Annotated in this window: 20 protein-coding genes and 1 pseudogene; 6 read left to right on the top strand and 15 right to left on the bottom strand. The window is 65.4% G+C overall.

Annotated elements, in window-relative coordinates; genetic code table 11:
* Nucleotides 1-94 precede the first annotated feature (94 nt).
* Nucleotides 95-907, bottom strand: a complete 813-nt coding sequence (locus XI02_RS09425; protein ID WP_172648490.1) for a transglutaminase family protein — start codon at nt 905-907, stop codon at nt 95-97.
* Nucleotides 908-909: 2 nt separating this feature from the next.
* Nucleotides 910-1,809, bottom strand: a complete 900-nt coding sequence (locus XI02_RS09420) for a transglutaminase family protein (RefSeq protein WP_016839682.1) — start codon at nt 1,807-1,809, stop codon at nt 910-912.
* A gap of 104 nt (nt 1,810-1,913) precedes the next feature.
* Between XI02_RS09420 and XI02_RS09415 the strand changes: the two genes are divergently transcribed.
* Nucleotides 1,914-2,711 carry an N-formylglutamate amidohydrolase gene (locus XI02_RS09415; RefSeq protein WP_172648491.1) on the top strand — a complete coding sequence of 266 codons (798 nt, stop codon included), beginning with the start codon at nt 1,914-1,916 and terminating at the stop codon, nt 2,709-2,711.
* Between the two features lie 128 nt (nt 2,712-2,839).
* The gene (locus XI02_RS09410; protein ID WP_244980760.1) at nt 2,840-4,579 is read left to right on the top strand and encodes an adenylate/guanylate cyclase domain-containing protein; all 1,740 of its coding nucleotides are present in this window, start codon (nt 2,840-2,842) and stop codon (nt 4,577-4,579) included.
* 189 nt (nt 4,580-4,768) lie between these two features.
* Here XI02_RS09410 and XI02_RS09405 read toward each other — a convergent pair whose 3' ends face one another.
* From XI02_RS09405 to XI02_RS09380, 6 genes are all read right to left on the bottom strand, one after another.
* The gene (locus XI02_RS09405) at nt 4,769-4,951 is read right to left on the bottom strand and encodes a hypothetical protein (RefSeq protein ID WP_016839685.1); all 183 of its coding nucleotides are present in this window, start codon (nt 4,949-4,951) and stop codon (nt 4,769-4,771) included.
* Between the two features lie 7 nt (nt 4,952-4,958).
* Nucleotides 4,959-6,047: a PepSY domain-containing protein gene (locus tag XI02_RS09400; protein ID WP_244980761.1), complete on the bottom strand. Its 1,089-nt coding sequence runs from the start codon at nt 6,045-6,047 to the stop codon at nt 4,959-4,961.
* Nucleotides 6,048-6,131: 84 nt separating this feature from the next.
* Nucleotides 6,132-8,396 carry a TonB-dependent siderophore receptor gene (locus XI02_RS09395; protein WP_172649237.1) on the bottom strand — a complete coding sequence of 755 codons (2,265 nt, stop codon included), beginning with the start codon at nt 8,394-8,396 and terminating at the stop codon, nt 6,132-6,134.
* 336 nt (nt 8,397-8,732) lie between these two features.
* A complete protein-coding gene (locus XI02_RS09390) occupies nt 8,733-9,938 on the bottom strand; it encodes an NAD(P)/FAD-dependent oxidoreductase (protein WP_172648492.1) in 1,206 nt (401 codons plus the stop codon).
* A 103-nt stretch (nt 9,939-10,041) separates the two neighbouring features.
* Complete coding sequence (locus tag XI02_RS09385) at nt 10,042-10,374, bottom strand: hypothetical protein (RefSeq protein ID WP_172648493.1); 333 nt, start codon at nt 10,372-10,374, stop codon at nt 10,042-10,044.
* 200 nt (nt 10,375-10,574) lie between these two features.
* Complete coding sequence (locus XI02_RS09380) at nt 10,575-11,525, bottom strand: AraC family transcriptional regulator (RefSeq protein WP_069278902.1); 951 nt, start codon at nt 11,523-11,525, stop codon at nt 10,575-10,577.
* 368 nt (nt 11,526-11,893) lie between these two features.
* Between XI02_RS09380 and XI02_RS09375 the strand changes: the two genes are divergently transcribed.
* On the top strand, nt 11,894-12,826 hold the full coding sequence (locus XI02_RS09375; RefSeq protein ID WP_069278901.1) for a helix-turn-helix domain-containing protein: 933 nt from the start codon (nt 11,894-11,896) through the stop codon (nt 12,824-12,826).
* A gap of 12 nt (nt 12,827-12,838) precedes the next feature.
* Here the strand turns inward: XI02_RS09375 and XI02_RS09370 are convergent, their stop codons facing one another.
* Both XI02_RS09370 and XI02_RS09365 read right to left on the bottom strand, forming a co-directional pair.
* Complete coding sequence (locus XI02_RS09370) at nt 12,839-13,018, bottom strand: hypothetical protein (RefSeq protein ID WP_016839693.1); 180 nt, start codon at nt 13,016-13,018, stop codon at nt 12,839-12,841.
* A gap of 9 nt (nt 13,019-13,027) precedes the next feature.
* Nucleotides 13,028-13,261: a hypothetical protein gene (locus XI02_RS09365; RefSeq protein WP_028333132.1), complete on the bottom strand. Its 234-nt coding sequence runs from the start codon at nt 13,259-13,261 to the stop codon at nt 13,028-13,030.
* Nucleotides 13,262-13,455: 194 nt separating this feature from the next.
* On the opposite strand from XI02_RS09365, the gene XI02_RS09360 reads away from it, so the two are divergent.
* Genes XI02_RS09360 through XI02_RS09350 form a run of 3 tightly spaced genes read left to right on the top strand, consistent with a single transcriptional unit; the run spans nt 13,456 to nt 17,722 of the window.
* Nucleotides 13,456-14,130 (top strand): TetR/AcrR family transcriptional regulator, encoded by a 675-nt coding sequence (locus XI02_RS09360; RefSeq protein WP_016839695.1) that lies wholly within the window; start codon nt 13,456-13,458, stop codon nt 14,128-14,130.
* Nucleotides 14,127-16,808, top strand: coding sequence for a molybdopterin-dependent oxidoreductase (locus XI02_RS09355; RefSeq protein WP_172648494.1), 2,682 nt, complete (start codon nt 14,127-14,129; stop codon nt 16,806-16,808). Before XI02_RS09360 ends, XI02_RS09355 begins: the two co-directional genes overlap by 4 nt.
* Nucleotides 16,805-17,722 (top strand): xanthine dehydrogenase family protein subunit M, encoded by a 918-nt coding sequence (locus XI02_RS09350; protein WP_172648495.1) that lies wholly within the window; start codon nt 16,805-16,807, stop codon nt 17,720-17,722. The genes XI02_RS09355 and XI02_RS09350 overlap by 4 nt, the downstream gene beginning before the upstream one ends.
* A gap of 64 nt (nt 17,723-17,786) precedes the next feature.
* On the opposite strand, the gene XI02_RS09345 is transcribed toward XI02_RS09350, so the two are convergent.
* From XI02_RS09345 to XI02_RS09330, 5 genes and pseudogenes are all read right to left on the bottom strand, one after another.
* On the bottom strand, nt 17,787-19,022 hold the full coding sequence (locus XI02_RS09345; RefSeq protein WP_244981179.1) for a CadC-family transcriptional regulator: 1,236 nt from the start codon (nt 19,020-19,022) through the stop codon (nt 17,787-17,789).
* A gap of 141 nt (nt 19,023-19,163) precedes the next feature.
* Nucleotides 19,164-19,514: pseudogene (locus XI02_RS45175) on the bottom strand (adenylate/guanylate cyclase domain-containing protein); the annotation flags it as partial.
* Between the two features lie 213 nt (nt 19,515-19,727).
* Nucleotides 19,728-20,345 carry a LysE family translocator gene (locus XI02_RS09340; RefSeq protein WP_018269825.1) on the bottom strand — a complete coding sequence of 206 codons (618 nt, stop codon included), beginning with the start codon at nt 20,343-20,345 and terminating at the stop codon, nt 19,728-19,730.
* Nucleotides 20,346-20,565: 220 nt separating this feature from the next.
* A complete protein-coding gene (locus XI02_RS09335; RefSeq protein WP_172648496.1) occupies nt 20,566-21,108 on the bottom strand; it encodes a hypothetical protein in 543 nt (180 codons plus the stop codon).
* A gap of 7 nt (nt 21,109-21,115) precedes the next feature.
* Nucleotides 21,116-22,555: an LVIVD repeat-containing protein gene (locus tag XI02_RS09330; protein WP_259245505.1), complete on the bottom strand. Its 1,440-nt coding sequence runs from the start codon at nt 22,553-22,555 to the stop codon at nt 21,116-21,118.
* Nucleotides 22,556-22,660 lie beyond the last annotated feature (105 nt).

The raw sequence follows: 22,660 nt of genomic DNA, 5'->3' as shown, positions 1-22,660 counted from the left end.
GCGCGGAACGCGCGTCTCGAAGGATGCACAGCCCGGCTGGTGGCGGTCGCCCCTTCGAGACGCGCTTCGCGCTCCTCAGGGTGACGGCTCTACATCAAGCCGCCGCCACCTCATCGGTCACGACGACGAACTTCGTCAGCGTCATGCGGCCGAAGCTCGTGGTGAGGGCGACGTCGGCGGCGTCGCGGCCGGTTGCCATCAGGATGCGGCCGATCCGCGGCGCGTTATGCCGGGCGTCGAAAGTGTACCACTGGCCCGACAGATAGACCTCGAACCAGCCGGAGAAATCCATCGGCGCAGGATCCGGCGGCACGCCGATGTCGCCGAGATAGCCGGTGCAGTAACGCGCCGGAATGCCCATGCAGCGGCAGAAGGTGAGCGCCAGATGCGCGAAGTCGCGGCAGACGCCGGCGCGGCTTTCATAGACGTCGTGCGCCGACTTCATGTGATGGGCGTGCTGATAGCCGAACGTCACGTGGTTGTGCACGAAATCGGTGATCGCCTGCACCCGCGCCCAGCCCTGCGGTGTGCTGCCGAACAGCGACCAGGCGACATCGGTCAGCTTGTCGGTCTCGCAATAGCGGCTCGGCATCAGGTAGAGCAGCATGTCGTCGGGCAGCTGCTCGATCGGAATCTGTTGCGCCGCCGGGTTGACCACATCAGGCAATCCGGAATCGCGCACCAGCGCGCTGCCGCGGAAGGTGACGCCACCGCTGGGGGCAACGAGCCGCCCGCAGACATTGCCGAAGCCGTCGCGATAGAGGCCGATCGGCACGTCCGGTTCGGTCGAAAGGCGCTCGGTGCCGACGATGTCGGCGTAGCGCGACGGATGGATCGACAGCATGATCACCATCGGGGTCGGCTGCGCCGCCGTGTAGGTGATCTCGAAGCCGACCTTGATCTGCATCGTCAGGCCGTCTCCTGCTCCGCATTCTCGCCGACCGAGACCACCTTGATGTCGACATCCATGCCGAGAAAGGCGTCCGCCGCGCCGAGATAGACGCCGTGCAGCGGGATCGCCTGACGCGGGTCGCGCGCCACCGCGACGCGGATCAGATCGCGCGTGCCGACGATGCCGTTGGTCGGATCGAACTCGATCCAGCCCGCGCTCGGCAGATAGACCTGCACCCAGGCATGGGTCGAGCCGCCGCCGACATAGCCGTGCGCGCTGCCGGGCGGCATGGCGAGATAGCCGGAGACGAAGCGCGCGGCGATGCCGAGCCGGCGCAGCGCCTCGATCATGAACAGCGCATAGTCGCGGCAGGTGCCGGACTGCGTGCGCAGCGTATCGAGCGGATGCTGGGTGCCCTGCTCATAGCGCTTGCGATAGCTGAACGCCTCGCGGATGCCATGCGTCATGCCGCTCAGGATCTTGAACGTCGGCGTCGGCGCCTCGACATCGAGAAAGCGCCGCGCCCAGGCCGACAGCTCGCCGTTCGGGTCGCCATATTGCGGCGTGATGAACTGCTGCAGATCGGGGAATTCCTCGTCGTCGTAGAGGAACGGATAGAAATAGGCGGGATCGTCCGGCGTCAGCGCGAACGTATCGGCCGGATTGTGCTCCACCGTCGCGGTCGAGACAAAGGACAGCGTGTCGGCGCGCTCGTCGAAGGCGGCGATCGCCATGCTGTTGCCGAACACGTCGTGAATCCAGCGCAGCGACATCGGCTGTGGATCGATCACAAGTGCGCTGTCGAGCACGCGCAGATCATGGCCGTCACGGGGGCGCAGCATGATGCGATGTTCGCCGAACGCCACCGGGCGCGCGTAGCGATAAACGGTCTTGTGATGAATGGTCAGCAGCGGCATCTTCAAACAATCATCGTGATTTCGGACCGCATAATCTATAGAGAAAGCTGCCCGATTCCAGATCAGCATGCCGCCTGAATAGGCAAAGTTGAGGAAAAAAGCCCTTGAATTACGGAGGCGGTCCATCGTTCCTGCTCGCGAGCACCGACGCTTCACCGGTTCTTGAACACAATGCCGGCGGCCGCTCACCGTTCCTGTTCACCTGCGACCACTACGGCAGGCTGATTCCCTCTCCGCTCTGCGACCTCGGCCTGCCCGAGGATGAGCTGGTGCGGCACATCGCCTGGGACATCGGCATCGCCGGCGTCGCAAACCGGCTCTCGGAGCGGCTCGACGCGCACTTGATCGCACAGCGCTATTCGCGGCTCGTGATCGACTGCAACCGTCCGCCGCATGTCGCAAGCTCGATCCCGCTGATCAGCGAGGCCACCACGGTGCCGGGCAATGAAGGCCTGTCGCGCGAGGCCGCCGAGATGCGCCGCGCGCAGATCTTCGATCCCTATCACAAACGCATCGACGAGATCATCGACGCGCGTACGCGCCAGGGCCTGCCGACGGTGCTGGTGTCGCTGCACAGCTTCACGCCGGTCTACGCCGGCATCGCACGCCCCTGGCACATCGGCACGCTCTATCATCGCGACACGGTGCTGCCGCCGCTGCTGCTGAAACGTCTGCGCGCCGAGGGCGATCTCGTGGTCGGCGACAACGAGCCCTATGCGGTCAGCGACGAGACCGACTACACGATCCCGGTGCATGGCGAGACGCGCGGCCTGATGAACTCGGGCATCGAGATCCGCCAGGACCTGATCTCCGACCAGGCCGGCGAGACCGCATGGGCCGAACGGCTGGCGCGCATCCTCGGCGAGATCGACGCCACGCTGCGCGCGGAAGCGCTGATCTAGCGACTAACGGTCAGCCAGGGCGTGGCCTCTAGCCCGAAGCCAGCTCGACGTGCTTTAATTGGCTGGGTTGAACTTCCAAGTTAGGGTAGTCCGTGGCGCCCGAGCGAGTGGAAAGGCGACTGGCAGCAGTGCTGGCGGCAGATGTCGCCGGCTACAGTCGCCTGATGGGAACCGACGAGGAAGGCACGCTCGCGCGGCTCAAGGCGGCCAGAAAGAATCTCATTGATCCAACGATCGCCGCTCATCGCGGCCGCATCGTCAAAACTACCGGCGACGGCATGCTTGTCGAATTCGGCAGCGCCGTCGATGCCGTGCGCAGCTCCGTAGAGGTTCAGAGCAGGATGGCGGAGCTCAACGCATCCGCACCGCAGCAGCAGCGGATCGAATTTCGCATCGGCATTCACGTCGGCGACATCATCATCGACAACGACGACATCTTCGGCGACGGCGTCAACATCGCCGCGCGGCTGGAGAACATCGCGGACCCGGGCGGCATATGCCTGTCTGACGACGCCTACCGGCAGATCCGGAGCAAGGTCGATGCAGCCTTCGAAGATATGGGCCAACAGAATCTGAAAAACATCACGGAACCGATCCGCGCCTGGCGAATGAAGATTGGCGCCAGACCTTCGCCTGAGCGCCATCCAACTCCCGCCGAATCGCACCACGTGCGCCCGTTTTCGGGAAAGCCTTCCATCGCGGTGCTGCCGTTTCAGAACATGAGCGGCGACAACGAGCAGGAGTATTTCGCGGACGGGATCGCGGAAGACGTCCTTACGACCCTGTCAAAGATTCAGGAATTGATGGTGATCGCTCGCAATTCGAGCTTCGCGTTCAAGGGGCAGAACAGGGACATTCGCGAAATCGGGCAGATCCTGGGCGCTCGTTATCTGCTGGAGGGGAGCGTTCGAAAGATCGGCAATCGCATCAGGTTGACGGCGCAGTTGATTGATGGTCGAGACGGCGGCCATCTCTGGGCGGATCGCTTTGACGGAGACCTGGACGACGTGTTCGATCTCCAGGACCGAATTACGCAAGAGATCGTCGAAGCGCTTGAAGTGCAGTTGACGGTCGGCGAGCGCGCAAGGGTGTGGAGAAAACGCTCGGGCAGTCCGCTGGCTTATGAGTATGTCTTAAAGGGACGCGCCCTGTACGTTAATTTCGCAAGGCAAACCCACGCACAGGCCCGGAAGCTTTTTGAACAAGCGCTGGAGATCAATGCCTCGTTTATGCCGGCGCTCTACTTGTTGGGTCTTACCCTGACAGACCAGGCGCGCTTCGGTTGGATCAAGGAGGAAAACGAAGCGTATCAAGCCGCACTGGGCTGCGCTGATCGGGCTCTCGCCGCCGACCCGAGCTTCGGGGAAGCATACCTGGTGATCGGCTATGTTCGTACCTATCAACGTCGTCATGATGAGGCTGTGGCGGCAGGAGAAACGGCGATCAGCCTCGCTCCCAGCAGCTCCGACGCCCATCACATGGCGGGCATGTACCACGGCTACGCCGGCAATTTCCGAAAAGCCGTCCTCTACGAGGAACACGCCCAGCGGCTCAGTCCGATTGAGCGCAACGAATCCATGGTGGACGAAGCGCGCGCAAGATTTCATCTCGGAGATTTCGCGGCGGCGCACGATATAGCCGCCCGCGTGCTGAGGCAGCGGCCGCTCTGGCTGACCGCGCAGTCGACACTCATAGCGGCGCTCTGGAATCTCGGCCGGCAAGATGACGCGCGCATGATCTCAACCGACTTGCTGGCGGGCCACCCCAATTTCAGCCTGGCCCGCTGGGCCAGGCTGCTGCCGTATCGCCGACAAGGCGACCTGGACGCATTGGTCAACCCGCTACGCATGGCGGGGCTCCCGGAGTGAGGACCCGTCATCTTACAATGCCGTCGCGACGCCACACGCCAGGCACCTGCGCGGCCGCGACTGCTTGTTGATTGCCGGTTCGGCTTCTTGCGCATCTCCGCGGATGAGATACCGCAGGGATCGGCATATTCCGATCGGATCGGCTTTGCTGATTGCGCGACCGGTCGAGGCGCGATCAGGCGAACCCGATCAATTCGGCTGGCGCCGCCAGATGAACACCAGATAGAGCAGCACCGGCAGGCCGAGCCCGGCCCACGAGACCGCATCCCACCAGCCGTCGCCGACCAGCGCGCTGATCAATCCGACCGTGCTCACGATCGCGATGACGAGCGGGGCGGCAAAGATCTGGGTCAATGAACGATGCGAGACCATGCTGACGTCACGACGATAATGCGGGGTTGTCGATGGAGGCGGCGTTGGCGATCGCGCGTTCCTGGCTCACGCCGGCCTTGCGGCGGCGCATCCACAGATACACGCCGGTCACCAGGATGAAGATGGTCAGGATGTCGAGCAGCGCCCAGACGATCTTGAGCGGCATGCCGCCATAGTCGCCGAAATGCAGCGGCTGCGAGACGAACAAGGTCGTCACATACCAGGGCATGTCCCTCGTGTCGGTCAGCTTGCCGGTTTCCGCGTCGATCAGCGCTGGCTTCAGCAGCCGTGAGGTCAGCGGCGTATCGCCATGCAGGAACACGGCGTAGTGGCTCTTGCTGCTGAACAGGGTTCCCGGGAAGGCGACGAAGCTCGGCGTCATGCCGGGCACCGCATGGGTGGCCACTTCGACCGCCGCATTCAGCGAGGTCAGCTTCGACGGCACCGGCCGGTCCTTGTACTGCGCGGTCATTTCGGCGAGCTGGCCGAACTGCCACATCTTGAGCACGAGATCGGCCCAGGTGTTGATGACCCCGGTGAAGCCGACCACCAGCGTCCAGGCGACCAGCAGGATGCCCGCGAGATTATGGACGTCGAGCCAGCGCACGACGCGGGTCCGCCGCGCGCGATAGGCGCCGAAGCGCAGCTTCCGCATCGACGGCGCGTAGACGACGATTCCGGAGATGATCGCGACGCAGAACAGGATCCCCATCAATCCGAGAAACAGCTTGCCGGGCAGTCCTGCGAACATGTCGGTGTGCAGCTTCAGCATGATGTAGGTGAAGCGGCCGGTCACATCGGGCGCATCGAGATAGGCGCCGCTATGGGTGTCCATCCGGATCAGCAGATTGTTGGTCGGATCGGCATCGATGGTCGGACCGACGCTGACGAACATCGCGCTCGGATCGTCGCGATCCCAGATCAGGAAGTGAGGCACCTTTCCGGGCGCCTGCGCCAGCGCGTTGCCGAGCAGACGGTCCAGATTGGCCGGCGGCGTGCCCGGCGGCACGTCGGCCGGCTTGACCTGACTGTGCAGGAGATCGTCGATCTGCTCGTGGAAGATCAGCGGCAGACCGGTGACGCAGAGCAGCAGCATGAACAACGTGCAGATGAGGCTGGTCCATTTATGGATAGCGCCCCATCGCCGCAAGGATCTGGTCGTCGCAGTCAATTTCGTTACCTAGTTCCAGGTGTATTTCATCGTGCCCAGCACCGTGCGGCCATTGCCGAGGCCGCAATAGGGAAGCCCGGTCAGGCAGGATGCAACGTAGAAGTGGTCGGTCAGGTTGGTCACGTTGACCTGTGCCTTCCATCCCTTCAGGTCCGGCCGCAGATAGGCGAAGTCGTAGCTGACCGACGCATCGAGCAAGGCATAGGAGGGAATGACAAAGGTATTGAAGTTGTCGCCGTAGGTCTCGCCGACATAGCGCACGCCGAGGCCGAGCCCAAGGCCCGCAAGCGCGCCGTCATACCAGGTATACTTGCCCCAGACCGCGCCCTGATCCTGCGCCGTGTTCATCATGTACTTGCCGGCATAGCCGGCGATGCTCGTCGTCACCCGCGGATCGAGATGGGTATATCCCGCCGTGATCTCGAACTCGCGCGTCAGATTGCCCTTCAGCTCGAGCTCGAGGCCGCGGACGCGCACGGCATCGGTCTGCACGTTGAAGAGCGGGTTCAACGGATCGGCGGTCAGCACGTCCTGCTGACGGATATCGAACGCCGCCGCCGTCACCATGAAGTTCGAGCCATTCGGCTTGAACTTGACGCCGACTTCCGCGCCCTCGCCCGTCGTCGGCCTGAACGACCGGCCGGCGCTGTCGGCGCCGAGGTTCGGCGTGAACGAGGTCGCGTAGCTGGCATAGGGCGCCAGGCCGATATCGAACAGGTAGCTCAGGCCGATCCGCCCGGTTTGCGCCGAGTCATCGCGCGAATAATGGCCGGCCGGCGGATAGAACGCCATGCTGGTGAAGCCGGAGCTGACCCAGTCCTGGCGGCCGCTCATGGTCAGCGTCCAGCGATCGAGCTTGATCTGATCCTGCAGATAGGCGCCGAGCTGCGACTGCCTGTCGTCGCGCAGAATGAACGGCGCCAGCGAGCTGGCCGACGGAACGGCGGTGCCGTAGACCGGACTATAGGCATCGATCGGCGCAATCGGCGTCGTGCGATAGTCGGTATTCGCCCACAGATCGAAGTAGTCGACACCGGCCAGCACCTTGTGGACCAGCGGCCCGGTCGCGAAATCCGCCTGCAGCTGGTTGTCGAGCGCGACATTGGCGGCATTGGCCTTGACGTAGTTGTAGGTGCGCGCGACCAGACGATCCGTCACCATGCCTTCGGTTCGCACCGAAGCGAGGTCGTTGCTGACCTGGGTGTAACGGAGGTTTTGCCGGAACTGGAAGATGTTGTCGAAGCGATGCTCGAACGCGTAGCCGACCGCGAACTGCTCGAGATGATAGCCGTCGAGCCCGGGCTCGCCGAGGTAGCGACTGTAGGGAATATGTCCGTTGGGGTTGGGCAGGAAGGACACCTGTCCCGGGACGTATTGCTGGTAACCCTTGTTGTCGACCTTCTGGTACTGCGAGAGCACGGTGAAGCTGGTGTCGTAGGTCGGGCGCCAGGTAAAGCTCGGCGCGATGAACAGCTTGTTGTCCTGAACGAAGTCAGTCTGGCTGTTGCTGTCGCGGCCAAGGCCGATGATGCGGTAAAGAAACCGGCCGTCCTTGTCGGCGGGACCACCGATATCGAAGGCGCCTTGGAAGCGATCGAACGAGCCGAACGACCCCTCGATCTCGTAATGCGGCGTCTCGGTGGGCCGCTTGCTGACCAGGTTCAACAGGCCGCCCGGATCGGATTGTCCATAGAGGCCGGATGACGGCCCCTTCAGGACCTCGATGCGCTCGAGACCATAGGTCTCGATGCGCGGCACCGCGAAGGTCGTGGTGTCGGTCGGCAGCCGCAGCCCGTCGAGATAGCGCGGCGCGGTGAAGCCCCGCAGCTTGAACTCGTCGAAGAACGCGTTGGCGCCAAAACTTTCGATCGTCACGCCGGGCGTGTAACGCAGCGCTTCGGTGATGTTCTGCGCGCCCTGCGCCTGGATCTGATCCTGGGTGACGATCGAGATCGACTGCGGCGTCGTCAGCACCGGGGTGTCGGTCTTGGTCGCGGTGACGCTCTGGCTGGCGAGATAGCCGGTGACCGGCCCGTTGCCGCGCTCGCCGCCGCCACCCGCCCCCGATGATGGAACGCTCTGCGCTTGCGCGGGCGCCCGGTTCGCGATCGTTCGCGGCGTCGTGCGCGCAGGACGCGCCGCGCGTCGCGCCGGCTGCGTTCGCCGCGCCTGCTGTTGTTTCGGCGCCTCGACCGTCACCGGCGGCAGCGCCGATTGCGCAACGCTTTCACGCGGCATCACCACACTCAGCACGAACAAACCGCTGCCGGCCATGTACCCGGCCGCCAGCGCAGTGCGACGAAACATCCGACCCCCATCAACTCACATCGCCTTCATCCTCGCCGTCACTAACACGATGAAAGACGTACGCAGCCGATCGGTGATTAGAACACGTCCAGTGTTGGGCTTATCGCTGATGGTGTTGCGAGCTCGCAACGTGAACGCAGCGAAACTGCGTCAATGCGCCTCAGATTTTTCGAGCGCTTCTAAGGACGATTCTAAACTGCGTTTCGCTCCGCGATACTTCGAGTCAGTTCCGCGCACAGCGATCGAACGACGCCGTGCGCGGAAGCGATGATCGCAGTCGCGGTGCTTTCGCCGAGCTCAGCTTCAGACTTCGGTGACGTGCTCCGGGTCGGCGGATGCGAGCGCCGCGGCACGCTCGGCGCGCGGCGGATAGATCCAGACGGTGTTGATCTCCCGCTTGGTCTTCTTGGCGACGTCGCCGACCATCTCGACCTTGCGCTCCCAGCCGCGGGTGAACAACGCACCGGCTTCGCCGAGGTCGAGGCAGGTGACATAGGCCTTCTGGTGATACGGCTTGGTCGGGACACCAAGCAACTCGGCCGCGGCGTTGTTGCCGGCAAACGCGCCCATCCGCGTCGCGTGCTGGCACGACATCAGCGCGTAATTGCCGACATCGTCGCATGCGGCGCGCGCCGCATCGCCGGTGGCGAACACGCCCGCGACCGACGGCACGCGCAGATCGCGGTCGACCAGCAGCCGGCCGAAATTGTCGCGTTCCGCCGGGATCTGCGTGGTCAGCGGCGCGGCGCGAATGCCCGCTGCCCAGACCACGGTCGCAGCCTCGATATGCTCGCCGTTAGACAGCGTGACGCCGGACTTGCTGACCTCGGCGACGCCGGCGCCGAAGCGGCCCTCGACGCCGAGCTTGCGCATCGCGTCCTCGATGATCGGGCGCGGGCCCTCGCCCATGTCGGGCGCGATCGCGGCATTGCGATCGACGATGACCACGCGCGGCGTGGCGTCCTTGCCGAGGATCTCGCGCAGCCGCGCCGGCATCTCGGTCGCGGCCTCGATGCCGGTGAAGCCGCCGCCGGCAACGACCACGGTGTCGCGGGTCACCGAAGCCGGCTGTTTGGCGAGGCCATGGAGATGGCGGTCGAGCGCGATCGCGTCCGCAAGATTGTCGACGCTGAAGCCATGCTCGGCGAGGCCGGGCACGTTCGGACGGAACAGCCGGCTGCCGGTCGCCACCACAAGGCGATCGTAAGGCAGCGTCTTGCGCGCGTCCTTGGCGGTGACGATCTGCACGGTGCGGGCCTTGGTGTCGACGGCCTCGGCGCTGCCCTGCACATAGACGACGTCGATCGCGTTGAAGACGTCGAGCAGCGGCGCGGTCAGCGTTTCCGGCTTCGGCTCGTAGAGCCGCGGTCGCACCACCAGGGTCGGCTCCGGCGCGACCAGCGCGATCTCGAGCTCCTCGGGCGAGACGCCCTTGATGTCGCGCAGGCGGGCTGCGGAGAGCGCGGCGTACATGCCGGCAAAGCCGGCGCCAATGATGACAATTCGCATGGGTATCTCCTCTGGGTTGACAGTCTCTGATGTCCGCGCGTTGCCGCCGCGTGCGGCGAAGCCTGTCGCGACCGGCGACGCGAAGAGGTGAAAAGGCGAGCGCCTATTGCCGGGCGCAGTTCGACAGGAACGGCGTGCGCGCCCCGGGCATGCACGCTGCGCGGCAGGCTCTCGCGCCCGACAGCGATCCATGCTGAAGGCCGATCGGCAGCGCGGCCCCCGGGAGCCAGTCCCGGTAGCGCACCTGGGCGGCGTCGCTGATCATCACCGACGTCATGGCGTCGGCGCCCTGAACCGCCTGCGCCGGCGCATCGGCATCCTCGCCGGTTGCCGACGTGAAGCGGACGGTAAGCGTAAGTCCATACATCAGGGCAGTCGCGAGAACCCGGCGTCGCCGCGTGACCGCAAGGGAGCTACCGAAATCCTTCCAGGCCATCGCTTGTCTCCGTTGTTGGCATGGGCGCCGCGGTGATCTAGCGAATTGGCCGTATGAGTGCCCCAGAGCGATTGCCCGACCTGAAGAGCGATTGCGGCTAGAGCATTTTCGGTTCTGATTGAATCAGAACCGACGCTCTGGATTCTTGTTTTGACGCGTTTTCTTCACGCGAACCGGTGTCCACTTCGCTCGAAAACGCTCTACCTGAGGCGGCGTCGCCAATCGCTCGGGGTTTCGCCGGTCAGCTTCCTGAACGCGGCCGCGAACGCGGTCTGCGAACTGTAGCCGAGCGCCGCCGCGATCGAGACCACGGATGCGTCGGTGTCGCGCAGCATGTTCATGGCCTGCTCGAGCCGGTGCTGGCGCAGCCAGGCGTGCGGCGAGAGCCCGGTGCTTTCCTTGAAGGCCCGGCAGAAGTGAAAGCGCGACAGGCCGGCCTCCGCCGCCAGCGCCCCGAGCGAGACGTCCGCATCGCTGTCCGAGCGCAGCCGCTCGATGACGCGGCGCAGCGCCGTCGGCGCCAGACCGCCCACGGTCGCCTGAACCGTGGCAGGCACGCCGGCATGCGCCGACAGCAGGCGCGTGGCCAAGAGATCCGTCAGTTGCTGCCGGAACAGCGCATCCAGCGCGGCGCTGCCCTCGAGCGCATCAGCGGCGCTCAGCAGCAACCGCGACGTAATCGGATCGGGGTGCCCGGTGCGCTCCAGCAGATCGCCGGGAGCCGCGGTGTCGGCTTCGCCGGCGACGCGCGCCAGCGTCGCATGCGGAAGATAGAGCTGAACGACATGCAAGGACTGGTGAATATCCCAGCGCGAGGTCGAGCCGGCCGGAATGATCGTCACGACCCCGGACCGCGCCGTTCCGATCGAAGCCACCCTGCCGGTGCGCCGCTCCAGCCGCTGCGAGCCGGCGGGATAGCTCATGACGACATGGTCGACCATCGGCCTGACCACGTCGTGCAGGGCGTCATGCTTCCAATAGGCGATCGCGCCGCTCGACGGGTCGGCCGCCAAGCGAAGCGGCTGCGTCTTGAGCACGCGGGCCATCTCCTGGCCGGCCGGGCAGCGCGGACGGGCCGGCGCCTCGGCCTGCCGCGGATCAGATGCGGCGGACGAATCCCGCAAAGGATCGTGCAGGATCGGCTTACTCATCACCTGTGCTCGCGTTTGAAGGCTCATGCGCTCCCTCCTTGCGGGCCGGTCTGTGGGACCGGTGAGGCGCGGAACTGCCCGCCGGACCTAAGCGCCGTGCAGTTCGAATGTCTTTCCTGAAACGGCCATGCTTTGCCCAATTCTGCGCCAAGCGCAGCGCTGCGACATTTCTGTGTCGGGCACGGCCGATCGAACCAAGGCAATTGAAATCGCTCTGGAATCGCTTGGCCGCGATTGGCCGGCAGGTCGTTCATGATTGCGTGAGCGAACTGGACTGCGCCGCAGCCATCCCGGATAATGAGTGACGGCTTCGCAGGATGACTGACAGGTCCCTGCCCGGTTGCACATCAATGATGGACTCAACGCGCATGACACAGGCGGGCGCCTACGGGCAGCGGCTCGGGCAATTCCTCCGCCTGAAGGACACGCCGCCGGCGCTGATCACGCGCACGCTGCGCAGCGCCGAACTCGCGGTCACCGAAACCCGGGACGACAACCCGGTGCCCGGCCTGTCCGGATCGCTCACCGCCGAGGATGCCTTTCTCGTCAGCCTGAAGCTGCACGATTATCCGGACTGCGAATTGTGGGAGGGCGGCAAGTGCCTCATGAAGCGGGATATCCCGGCGGGCGCGACGTATCTCTACGATCTCAAGCGCGATCCGCGCTACGTGATCGACAAGCCGTTCCACTCGCTGTTCTTCTATCTGCCGCGCTCGGCGCTCACCGATTTCGCCGAACAGACCGGTTCGCCGCACATCGGCGAACTGGCCTGCGAAATCGGCAACGGTCACGACGACGGCGTCATTCGCCATGTCGGGGCGCTGCTGCGCGAGGGATTGCGCCGGCCGGAGGAGACCAACCAGCTGTTCATCGATCACATGATGCTGGCGTTGACCGCGCACGTCACCCGGACCTATGGCGGACTACAACACCCGACCAGACCGACCCGTGGCGGCCTCGCCGCCTGGCAGATCAACCGCGCCTGCGAAAAGCTCGAGTGCGACCTCAGCGGGAAGATTTCGCTGAAGCAGATCGCGGCCGAGCTCGATCTATCGGTCGGCCATTTTTCGCGCGCCTTCCGCATCTCCACCGGCCTGCCGCCGCACCAATGGCTGCTTCAGCAGCGCCTGAAGGTGGCCAAGCAGCTGATGGCGGCGCGCGACCTGTCGCTGTCCGAAATCGCGATTTCGGCCGGCTTCGCCAATCAAAGCCATTTCACGCGGGTGTTTTCCGCCGTGGTCGGCGTCAGCCCGGCGGCGTGGCGGCGCGAGATGCATCGCCCTGCGAAAAGCGAGAGCTGAACAGCGCCACGTTCAACCGGCCGCCGCGGCTTGCACGGCATGCTTGGCATGCCATTTGGGGCCCGGTCCGCGCATGTAGTGCAGCTCGGGCCGGTAGGGATCGCGAATTCGCGCGATCAGATTCTGCAAGCCTGTCGTGATCGCGTTCCAGCCGTCGCGCAGAGGGAGCAATGATGCGTGCGGTGACAGCATGGCACCCTCTCAGTGCGGCTTGCCGAGAACGGATGCGAAGGACAGAATCACGATCTCCTCGCCGGACTCGTCGCTGACATGCACGACCCAGTCGCGCCAGTCTTCCAGGCTGACCGTTGCGACCAGCGATCGCATCATGCACGTCGCCGCCTCGCAGGCCTCCGAGAGGCTGGTCACCGAGGTGCCGCGGCGATCCATCAGTACCCCGTGCGTGGTCGAGCAATGGAAGAAGACCTGGGTCATGTGCGTATCCTCGCAAGCTCCGGACGAGAAGGCTCGCCTTTGGAGCTCTACGTTTCTTGGACGCGACCATCCGGAAGGCGGTTCACACCGGCGCCGGCGGCGCGGCGGCCTCGCGAAATGGTGATCAAGCTCCAGCATCGCCTCCTCACCAAATCGCGATTTGACAGTTTTTCTATATTTGTCAAAATCGTCAAATGGGACCGAAAACCCGCATTCTCGATGCCACCATGCTGGTGTTCCGCCGGCACGGCTTTCGCCGCTCCTCGATCGAGCAGGTCGCCGAGGCGGCCGGCCTGACGCGGCAGGCGCTCTATCACCATTTCGAATCCAAGGAAGCGCTGTTCCGCGCCGTGATTGAGCGCGTGCATGAATCCGCGATCGCGGCCGAGGAGACCGCCGTTGCCGCGGCCGAGACCGCGGGCGACGATCTCGGCAACATCCTCGCCGCCGGCATGACCGCGCGGATGTCGACCATGATCGGCTCGCTGGACGGCTCGCCGCATCTCGAGGAATTGTATTCCGAGCACCTCGTGCACGCGCGCGACCTCTACCAGACCTACGCCGCGCGCTATGCGGAGCGCATGGTCGCGACGATCACGCGGGTCGTGCGCAAGCAACAGCTCGCGCTGCCGCAGGACCTGTCGCCGGCTGAATTCGCGCGGCTGGTCGAGATGGCGATGTACGCAGCGAAGTCGCAATATCCGGCAATGCAGCCGGCGGATGCGTTCCTGAAGGACATGGCGATCATGGTGCGGACGCTCTGCGCCGGCGCCACACCGAAATCCAATCCGAAATCGCAGAAACCGCCCGTCAAGAAGGCGGCAATCCCCAAAAGGCCGACACGCAGGACAAGCGGAGGACATCCATGAGCACGACGACCGTCAATGGCCGCGTCGAATCCCTGCCCGACGATCCCGATGCGCTCTTGATCGACATCGTGCGCGACCGGCTCGAGCTCACCGGCACCAAGCTCGTGTGCGGCGCCGGCGTTTGCGGCGCCTGCACCGTGCTGGTCGACGGCGCGCCGGTCGCAAGCTGCCTGATGCCGGCGCACGCCGCCGCCGGCAAATCGGTGACGACGGTGGAAGCCATCGGCGCGTCCGGGCTGCATCCGGTGCAGAAGGCATTCATGGCGCATGACGCCTTGCAATGCGGCTTTTGCACGCCCGGCTTCATCGTGGAAGCGACCGCGTTCTGCGACAATTGGCGCGCGACCAGGGGAACGGCGGTGCCGTCGCGCGAGGAGATCGGCGCGGCGCTGTCCGGCCATCTCTGCCGCTGCGGCGCCTATGACGGGATTTTTCGCGCGGTGGCGGATGCCTGCGCTGGCCGCTTCGACGGGGATCATGTCACGGCGCCCCGCATCGAGGCGCGCGACAAGGTGACGGGCGCGGCGAAATACACCGTCGATATCCATCATGACGGCCAGCTCGAAGGCCTGATCCTTCGCTCGCGCGAGGCGCATGCGCGCATCACCACGCTCGATCTCGCGCCGGCGCGCGCGCTCCCCGGCGTTGCTGCGGTGTCGCTGCTCGGCGACGACCGGATCGTGCGCTATGTCGGCGAGCCGATTGCGGCGGTCGCCGCAAAGGACCGCAAGAGCGCGCTTGCCGCGCTGGCCGCGATCAAGCTGACCAGCGAGCGCCTGCCCGCCGTGGTCGGGCTCGACGCCGGACGCAAGGACGACGCGCCGGTCGTGTTCGACAAGGCGAGCCGCAAGCGGGCCGGCAACGTCTCGGAAGCGGCCGGCGGGCCGGCGCCCTGGAAGCAGAATATCCGCGGGCCGACCGCGTTGTTCTCGACCCGCGCGAAAAAGGCCCGCAACTGGGTGGATGAGGCGCGGCAGGCCAACAGCAAGCTGCTCGTCGAAGCGACCTTCCGCACCGCCACGCAGCAGCATGCCTGTCTCGAGCCGCACGCCGCGGTGGCACGCTTCGACGGCGACCGGCTGACCCTGCATGCCTCGACCCAGCAGGTGTTTCACCTCAAGGAGCAGATCGCCAAGCGCTACAAGCTCGATCACGACAAGGTCCGCGTGATCGCCGACCACGTCGGCGGCGGCTTCGGATCGAAGGCGAGCCTCGGCACCGAGACGATCGCCGCGATCGAGCTCGCGCGCGCGGCGAAGGCGCCTGTGAGAGTTGCCTACGACCGCCAGGAAGAACTCTCCGTCGCCGGCTACCGGCCGGCTGCGGAGTTGAAGGTCGCGCTGCTGCCCTCCGACCAGGGCGGCCTGAAAGCGCTCTCCGTCACCGCGCACGCCGATACCGGGGCCGCGACCAACTCGACGATCGCGGGCTTGGCGCGGCTGATCTATCCGGCCGAGGCGAAGGATCTTTCGGATTTCGACGTCATCAGCAATCTGCCGCCCGGCGCTGCCTTCCGTGGCCCCGGCGGTCCGCCGATGGCATTCGCCGTGGAGCAGGCGATCGACGAGGCCGCGCTGCGGCTCAACGTCGATCCGATCGCCTTGCGCAAGAAGTGGGATCCCGATCCCAACCGTCAGCGACTCTACGATTGGGCATCCGGGCTCGAGATCTGGAGCAATCGCAAACCGGCGCAGGACGGACGCTATCGCCGCGGCATCGGGGTCGCGACGGGCTACTGGCTCTATCTCTGGCAACCCAAGGTGAAGGTCGAGGTCGCGGTCAAGGGCGGCCGCATCGTCGCCAGCACGGCGACGCAGGACATCGGCACCGGCACCCGCAGCGTGCTTGCCGACACGATCGCGCGCGAGTTCGATCTCGAACCCGGCGAGATCGATGTGCGGATCGGCGATTCCTCGCTGCCCGAAGGCCCCGGCTCCGGCGGCAGCCGCGTCACCGCCTCGGTGATGCCGCCGACGCTGCAGGCGGTGCGGAAGCTGAAGGCCGCGATGCTCGAACAGGCCACGCGAAAGCCGGCGCCCGGCTCGAACGCGCCCTGGCGCGAGCTGATCGCTCGCTCGCCCGACATCGCGGTGGTAGAGACGCGCGGCGAGGACGGCAAGAACACCGCGCCCGGCATCCGCTCGCCGCTGCGCGAAGTCGGTTTGATGGGCATGGTGTTCGGCTGGATGATGCGCCGCTTCTCGAACATCGCGGTCGGCGCCGGCGTGCCGAGCTCGGTGCAGGTGATCGAGGTGGAGGTCGACACCTGGCTCGGCCATGTCCGCGTACTCAACGTGCATACCGGCATCGCGGTCGGCAGGATCGCCTCCCCCGCGCTGGCGCGCAGCCAGGCCTGCGGCGCGGTGATCCAGGGCCTCGGCTACGCACTCTACGAGGCGCGCGAGCTTGATCCGACCAGCGGCGACGTCCTGACCGCGGGAATGGAGGATTACCGCATCCCCGGGATCGCCGACACGCCCGAGATCGATGTCCATTTCGACGAAGCCGGCTTCGACCATGTGCTCGGCAACAGCGTCGGCATCGGCGAGGCGTCGACGGTGCCGACTTCGGCCGCCGTCGCCAACGCGATCCACAACGCGATCGGCGTCCGCTTCACCGAGATTCCGATCCGGCCCGACCGCATCGTCGCCGCGCTGAAAGGGAGGAATGCCGCATGAGTGTCGCGACTGCTGACGTCATATCCGCGCCCGAATTCCGCGCCGCCGGCACCGACCTGTCGGAGCGCCGCCGCAGCGGCCTGTCGTGCGGCGCGATCATCGATCTCGGTCCCGACACGATCGGTGTGGTGTGGAATGCGGACGGCTCGGCCCGCATCGGGGCCCTGACCACGATCGCTGCGATCGCATCCGATCCGCGGCTCGCCGAGGCTTACCCCGGCATCGCCGCCGCCGCGCAGGGCCTCGCCACGCCGCAGATCCGGCACATGGCGACGCTCGGCGGCAACCTCGCGCAGCGCTCGCGCTGCTGGTATTTCCGCAATCCGCAGATCGCCTGCCTCAAGAAGGGCGGCGCCGACTGTCCGGCGCGATCCGGCAACCATCTCTATCACGTCACGTTCGATCTCGGCCCATGCGTCGCGCCGCATCCATCGACGATGGCGATGGCGCTGCTCGCCTATGATGCGAAGGTCGCCACCGACCGGCGCAGCGGCTTGTCGATCTCCGACCTGCTCGGCGACGGCAGCAACGGCGCGGCGGACAATCTGCTTGCGTCAGGTGAACGGATCGAGCGGATCGAGCTCCCCGTTCCGCTGGCCGGTGAGCGCGCGCTGTACAAGCGCGCCATCAGCCGGACGCATGCGGAATGGCCGCTGGTCGAGATCTGCGTGCGGGCGGTGATCTCCGGCGGCGCGTTCCAGCAGGTCCACATCGCCGCCGGCGGCATCGCCCCGGTCCCGCTGCGGCTTGCCGCATCCGCGGCGGCGCTGCAGGACAAGCAGATTAGCGCGGCGACCATCGCGCAGGCCGCCGAACTGGCGACCTCGGGAGCCAGGCCGCTGCCGATGACGGGATACAAGCTCGAGCTGCTGACGGGCCTCGTGCGCGACGTCATCGAGCGGATCGTGGCGTAGGATCAAGCGCCCATTCGCGGCCTCGAGGCAACGTCGCGTCAGGAATGCATAGATCCAGGAATTCCTACGCCGGAATGCCGGCTTCGCACAGCACGGCGACCATGCGGTCGCCCCATTCGGCGGTCCTGGTCGGAAAATTCTGCCGCGCGTAGGAAGCGCGGAGATCAGGCCGCAGCTTGAGCAGGCGGCCGGCGATAGCGCGCGCCTCGTCGAGACGCCCCGAGCCGACTTCATTCATGATCAATGCGCTGAGCGTGTGCGCATCTTCGCCGATCACCAGCGCCTTGGCGGCGGCCGCACGGCCCTGCTCATACTGACCGAGCATGAAATGCGCGAAGCTGATTCCATTCCACATCGACGCCCGCCCGGGATCGATCGGGCTGAGCTGCAGCCTACGCTCGAAACTTTCGATCGCGCGTGCCGGCTGGACGCACATGAGCGAAATCCAGCCGCGATATCCCCATGCCGCAGCATCGTTCGAATTGAGCGAGATCGCCTCTTCGATCATGGTCTCAGCGCGATCGTAGTCGTGGCCGAGATAGGCAAACATGTGAGCCGCGCGCGCCAGCACGAACGGATCGTCGCTCGCCAGCGCGCAGGCGAGTTCAGCGATCCGCAGCGCCTCTGCCAACTCCTCCGCGCCGGGGGGCGTGCCGCGCGTGGTCTGCTTCAGCAGTGACGAATAGGCCAGCATGATCTGAGCGGCCGCATAATTGGGATCAAGCGCGCAGGCCTTGTTGAACCACTCGCCGAGTTCGGTGGCGCCCCACTTGGAGCGGTCTGCATATGCCGCAATGCCTCTCAGGAAGAGATCGTAGCTGTCGAGACGATCGGTCGGCTTGCTTCGGGTTCGTTCGATCTCGCTCTGCTGGATTTTTGGCGCTATCACGCTGACAACATTTGCGGTGACCTGGTCCTGCAGGTCGAACACGTCCTTCAGCTCACCGTCGAACCTGTCCGCCCAGAGATGCGTACCGCTGCCGGCCTCGATCAGTTGCGCGGTGATCCGAACGCGGCCGCTCGACTTGCGCACCGAACCTTCGAGCACGTATCGCACACCGAGTTCGCGCCCGACCTGCTTGATGTCGACGGGCTTTCCCTTGTAGGTGAAGCTTGAATTGCGCGCGATTACGAACAGCGATCTGAAGCGCGATAGCGCCGTGATGATGTCCTCGACGACGCCGTCGGCAAAGTATTCCTGCTCCGGATCGCCGCTCATATTCTGGAACGGCAGCACCGCGATGGAAGCCTTCTCGGCAAGCGCTGGTGGGGAAGCCGGAACGGTGAAGGTATGGTTCACGACCGTAGTCGCGGCCGCTGCCGCTGGCGAGGCGCCGCCGATGAGAAGCCTCCAAGCACGAACTGGCTCCGCAATATTCTTCAGGAGTTGCGGCCCCAAGTCCTCGAAGGTCGCATCGACCTTGCCGCGAACTTGCCGTTGCGCGTCATCGGAGATGCAGACCCCGCCCGGTTCGGCAATCCCCTCCAGGCGCGCTGCGATGTTGACGCCATCGCCAAAGATATCGTTGTCATCAAAAATGATGTCGCCGATGTGGACTCCGATTCGGAATTCGAGCCGCTGCTCCGTTGGTACGGCAGCATTCTGATCGGCCATTCGACGCTGAACTTCTACGGCGCTGCGCACCGCATCGACGGCGCTGGCGAATTCAACGAGTATTCCGTCGCCGCTCGTTTTGACGACGCGGCCGCGATGCGCAGCCAGCGTCGGATCGAGCAGCATCCGCCTGACCGACTTCAGCCTGGCCAGGGTGCCTTCCTCGTCGATTCCCATCAGCCGGCTGTAGCCGGCGACATCCGCCGCCAGAACCGCTGCCAGACGCCGATCCACGGTAGTCAAGGCCTGCCCCCAGACGATGGGTTAGCGTTCGTCGCGGATCAAAGCATGGCCGACGGCCTCCGGGCTAGAGCAAACGTCTGCGAAGTTTGCCGACGCCGGGAATCGTGGCCTTGTCGGCGGCGATTTTGAGCCTATCGCCCGGCGGCTTCAGCGCGCCCGGGTCAGCGCCAGCCAGATGCCGCCGCCGATCATGAAGCCGCCTGAGATGCGCGACATCAGCCGGGTCCGCTCCCTGGAGAAGAACTTGCGGGCGCGGCCGGCCGCTAAGGCGTAGGCGGCGTCGGTCAGCACGGCGGTCGCCATGAAGGTGAGGCCGAGCAGCGCCACCTGCGGAACGTGCGGCTTGTCCATATCCATGAACTGCGGGATGAAGGCGCCGAAGAACACCAGCACCTTCGGGTTCGAAAGCAGCACCAGAAAGCCCTGCAGGAAGAAGCCGCCGCGCGGCGGCGGCGGCGTGTCGTCGGTGCTGACGCCCTCGACCGGCGAGCGGATCAGCTTGAAGCCGAGCCAGACCAGATAGGCGGCGCCGGCAAAGCGCACCCAGTCGAACCAGTAGCCCATCGTCGCCATCAGCGAGGTCAGCCCGACCGCGACCGTGCCGATCACGATCGCAAGTCCGACCTGCGCGCCCAGCACGTTGGTGAGCGCCGCGCGCGTGCCGTAGCGCAGCCCGTTGGCGATCACCATCGTGACGATCGGACCGGGCAGCAGCGCCAGCGCGATGCAGGCGGCGACGAAGGCGAAATAGGCTTGCAGGGACATGGGGAGCTCGTTTGTTTCTTATCGTCATTATGCACGAGAGTGGCAGACATGGAAGCGCGTCCGCTCCCTCGCCCCGCTCTTGCGGGGAGAGGGTTGGGGTGAGGGGCTCTGTCCGCCAGGCGGTGCGAGTCGTTAGACCTGTACCCCCTCACCCGGATCGCATCTAGCGATGCGATCCGACCTCTCCCCGCAAGCGGGGCGAGGTGAAGAGAGATCACGCTCAACGGCCTTCCATTGCCGCGATCATCCATGCGCTGACTTCGCGCCCCTCCAGAAATTTCAACGTCGCGCCTTGCACGCGCCCAACATCGCCCCTGCCCTGCGCCGCGACCGCCATCAGGTCGCAGCGATGCGACACCGCGATCCCGATCGCGATGCGCCTCCCCTTGGGCATCTCGAGATCATAGGCCCTGATCCGCCCCGGCATGTCGGCGACAGCAACGATATCGCCCGTGTTCAGCGGCACGAAGCGCGGGCTGATCATGTCGACATCGGCAACGCGGTCGACCTCGTCGTCATCGGCGACGCCGCTGTCGCAGTTGCAGAAGCCGAGTTTCGGCCGGAGATAAACCTCGACGTCGCCGCCGCACTCCGCCGAGCCGCAGCGGAAGGCGCGGCCGGCAGGCCAGCCGTCGCGCGGGAACGGCCAGGCGATTTCACGCCACGCAGCCGCGCCCGGCGGCGCCATCTCGTAGCCGGCAACGACGGAGAGCCCGCCGAGCACGAGGACCATCGCCGCGATGACCGGCCATGAGCGCATCATCGCGTACTCACGGCAGACCGGCAATGGCGCGCGCCGCGCCGGTCAGTTCGAGAATATGCAGTCCGGTGTTGGCGCGATCGACCGCATAGATGTAGCCGCGCTCGTCGGTCTCGACATTGTTGGTCTGGATCGCGACCTTGCAGCGGTCCTTGCCGTCGATGGTGACACAGCGCTTGTCGGTCACAGCCGTGATGGAGGGAATGAAGTACCCCACTTCCTTCGGATGATAGGGATCGCGGATGTCGAGCGCGCGGACGCCGGCGTTGAAGAAGGCGATGAAGGCCAGCTTCTTGTAGTAGACCGGCGCCATGCTCTCGTTCGACGAATGCGAGCCGAACCGGCCGCCGCGCTCGCAGAACGCGCCGGAGGCCTCGGGCACCGTGTAGCTCGAGATCAGCATCGGCCGCGCCTCGGTGGTGACGTCGGCGAACCACACCATCTGCCGCGCCTCGCCGCATTCGTTCTGGATCGCTTCGTCGACGATCATCACGATGTCCCTGGTCTTGCCGTCCTTGTCATGGGCGAATTCCGCGATCGGCATGGCGGGCATCGGAAACACCGTGTGCGCGCCGTTCATGGCGGACAGCGGCATCCGCGCGACCTCCGGGAATTTCAGATTGTCCGTCGTCGGCTGCTTCGGTCCGTTCAACAGCTTGTCGCGATCGACGATCTGCAAGAAGCCGCCCTTGTTGGTGCCGTAGCCGAAATAGACGCGGTTGCCCTGCGGCCCGGTCGAGATCGGCCCGTGCAGTTCGGTCGGCACCGCGCCGGTCGCGCCCGGCTCCTGACCGGGCAGGCCGAAGTCCCTGATCTTCACGGGATGCGCGGGATCGGAGAGATCATAGACCTGCGTCATGCGCCGCGTGCGCCAGTCCGGCGCGCCCGACACCAGGAAGGCGATGCCGGAGCCGCATTCCCAAAAACTCTTGTGCGTGTCCTTCAGGCCGCCGATCCGGGTGACGAGCGCCGGATTGGCGGGATCGGCGACGTTCCAGACCTCATGCGCCTCGCTGCCGAAGGTGCGCAGCATGTAGACCGCGTTGCGGTCGCCCTTCGGCAGATCCTTGCCGTCGCAGATCCGCACCATCTGGGCGCCGCCGGATTCATACCTGCCTTCCTGTCCGGGAATGTGCCGCAGATATTTCGGATGCGCGGGATCGGTGACGTCGACGATCGAGGTGCCGTTCGGCTCGGCCTTGCCGGTCATCGGGTTGACGGGATCGGGAATGTCGTCGGTGCCGCCGTGATGGCCGATATAGGCGATCCATTTGTCGCCCTGATGATGGATGGTCGGCTGATAGGCGCTGCGCGCCTGCAAATCGTTGGTTCCAACCAGCCTCATGTTGGAGGCTTCGGGCGGGTCGCCGATCTTCTGCTGGGCGCTCGCACCATTCGCGAGCAGGACAAGAACCAACGTGCAGCAAACTGCCGTAACACGACCGCCCATGCGCACCACCCAATGTTCCACACCAATCTGCGTTGGCTGCCGGTAAGGCTAGCACGGCGCTGCCGGCCTCCAAACACACGCTCTTGACATGCAACCATTTGGTTG

This window comes from Bradyrhizobium sp. CCBAU 21365 (assembly GCF_015291305.1).
Classification (GTDB): domain Bacteria; phylum Pseudomonadota; class Alphaproteobacteria; order Rhizobiales; family Xanthobacteraceae; genus Bradyrhizobium; species Bradyrhizobium elkanii.
This window is presented reverse-complemented; position numbering and strand designations above follow the sequence as displayed.

Bases quoted from the DNA above. Each gene is read 5' to 3' on its own strand.
- XI02_RS09425 (WP_172648490.1), bottom strand. From the start codon at position 907: ATGCAGATCAAGGTCGGCTTCGAGATCACCTACACGGCGGCGCAGCCG.
- XI02_RS09420 (WP_016839682.1), bottom strand. From the start codon at position 1,809: ATGCCGCTGCTGACCATTCATCACAAGACCGTTTATCGCTACGCGCGC.
- XI02_RS09405 (WP_016839685.1), bottom strand. From the start codon at position 4,951: ATGGTCTCGCATCGTTCATTGACCCAGATCTTTGCCGCCCCGCTCGTC.
- XI02_RS09400 (WP_244980761.1), bottom strand. From the start codon at position 6,047: ATGCTGCTGCTCTGCGTCACCGGTCTGCCGCTGATCTTCCACGAGCAG.
- XI02_RS09395 (WP_172649237.1), bottom strand. From the start codon at position 8,396: ATGGCCGGCAGCGGTTTGTTCGTGCTGAGTGTGGTGATGCCGCGTGAA.
- XI02_RS09390 (WP_172648492.1), bottom strand. From the start codon at position 9,938: ATGCGAATTGTCATCATTGGCGCCGGCTTTGCCGGCATGTACGCCGCG.
- XI02_RS09385 (WP_172648493.1), bottom strand. From the start codon at position 10,374: ATGGCCTGGAAGGATTTCGGTAGCTCCCTTGCGGTCACGCGGCGACGC.
- XI02_RS09380 (WP_069278902.1), bottom strand. From the start codon at position 11,525: ATGAGTAAGCCGATCCTGCACGATCCTTTGCGGGATTCGTCCGCCGCA.
- XI02_RS09375 (WP_069278901.1), top strand. From the start codon at position 11,894: ATGACACAGGCGGGCGCCTACGGGCAGCGGCTCGGGCAATTCCTCCGC.
- XI02_RS09370 (WP_016839693.1), bottom strand. From the start codon at position 13,018: ATGCTGTCACCGCACGCATCATTGCTCCCTCTGCGCGACGGCTGGAAC.
- XI02_RS09365 (WP_028333132.1), bottom strand. From the start codon at position 13,261: ATGACCCAGGTCTTCTTCCATTGCTCGACCACGCACGGGGTACTGATG.
- XI02_RS09360 (WP_016839695.1), top strand. From the start codon at position 13,456: ATGGGACCGAAAACCCGCATTCTCGATGCCACCATGCTGGTGTTCCGC.
- XI02_RS09355 (WP_172648494.1), top strand. From the start codon at position 14,127: ATGAGCACGACGACCGTCAATGGCCGCGTCGAATCCCTGCCCGACGAT.
- XI02_RS09350 (WP_172648495.1), top strand. From the start codon at position 16,805: ATGAGTGTCGCGACTGCTGACGTCATATCCGCGCCCGAATTCCGCGCC.
- XI02_RS09340 (WP_018269825.1), bottom strand. From the start codon at position 20,345: ATGTCCCTGCAAGCCTATTTCGCCTTCGTCGCCGCCTGCATCGCGCTG.
- XI02_RS09335 (WP_172648496.1), bottom strand. From the start codon at position 21,108: ATGATGCGCTCATGGCCGGTCATCGCGGCGATGGTCCTCGTGCTCGGC.
- XI02_RS09330 (WP_259245505.1), bottom strand. From the start codon at position 22,555: ATGGGCGGTCGTGTTACGGCAGTTTGCTGCACGTTGGTTCTTGTCCTG.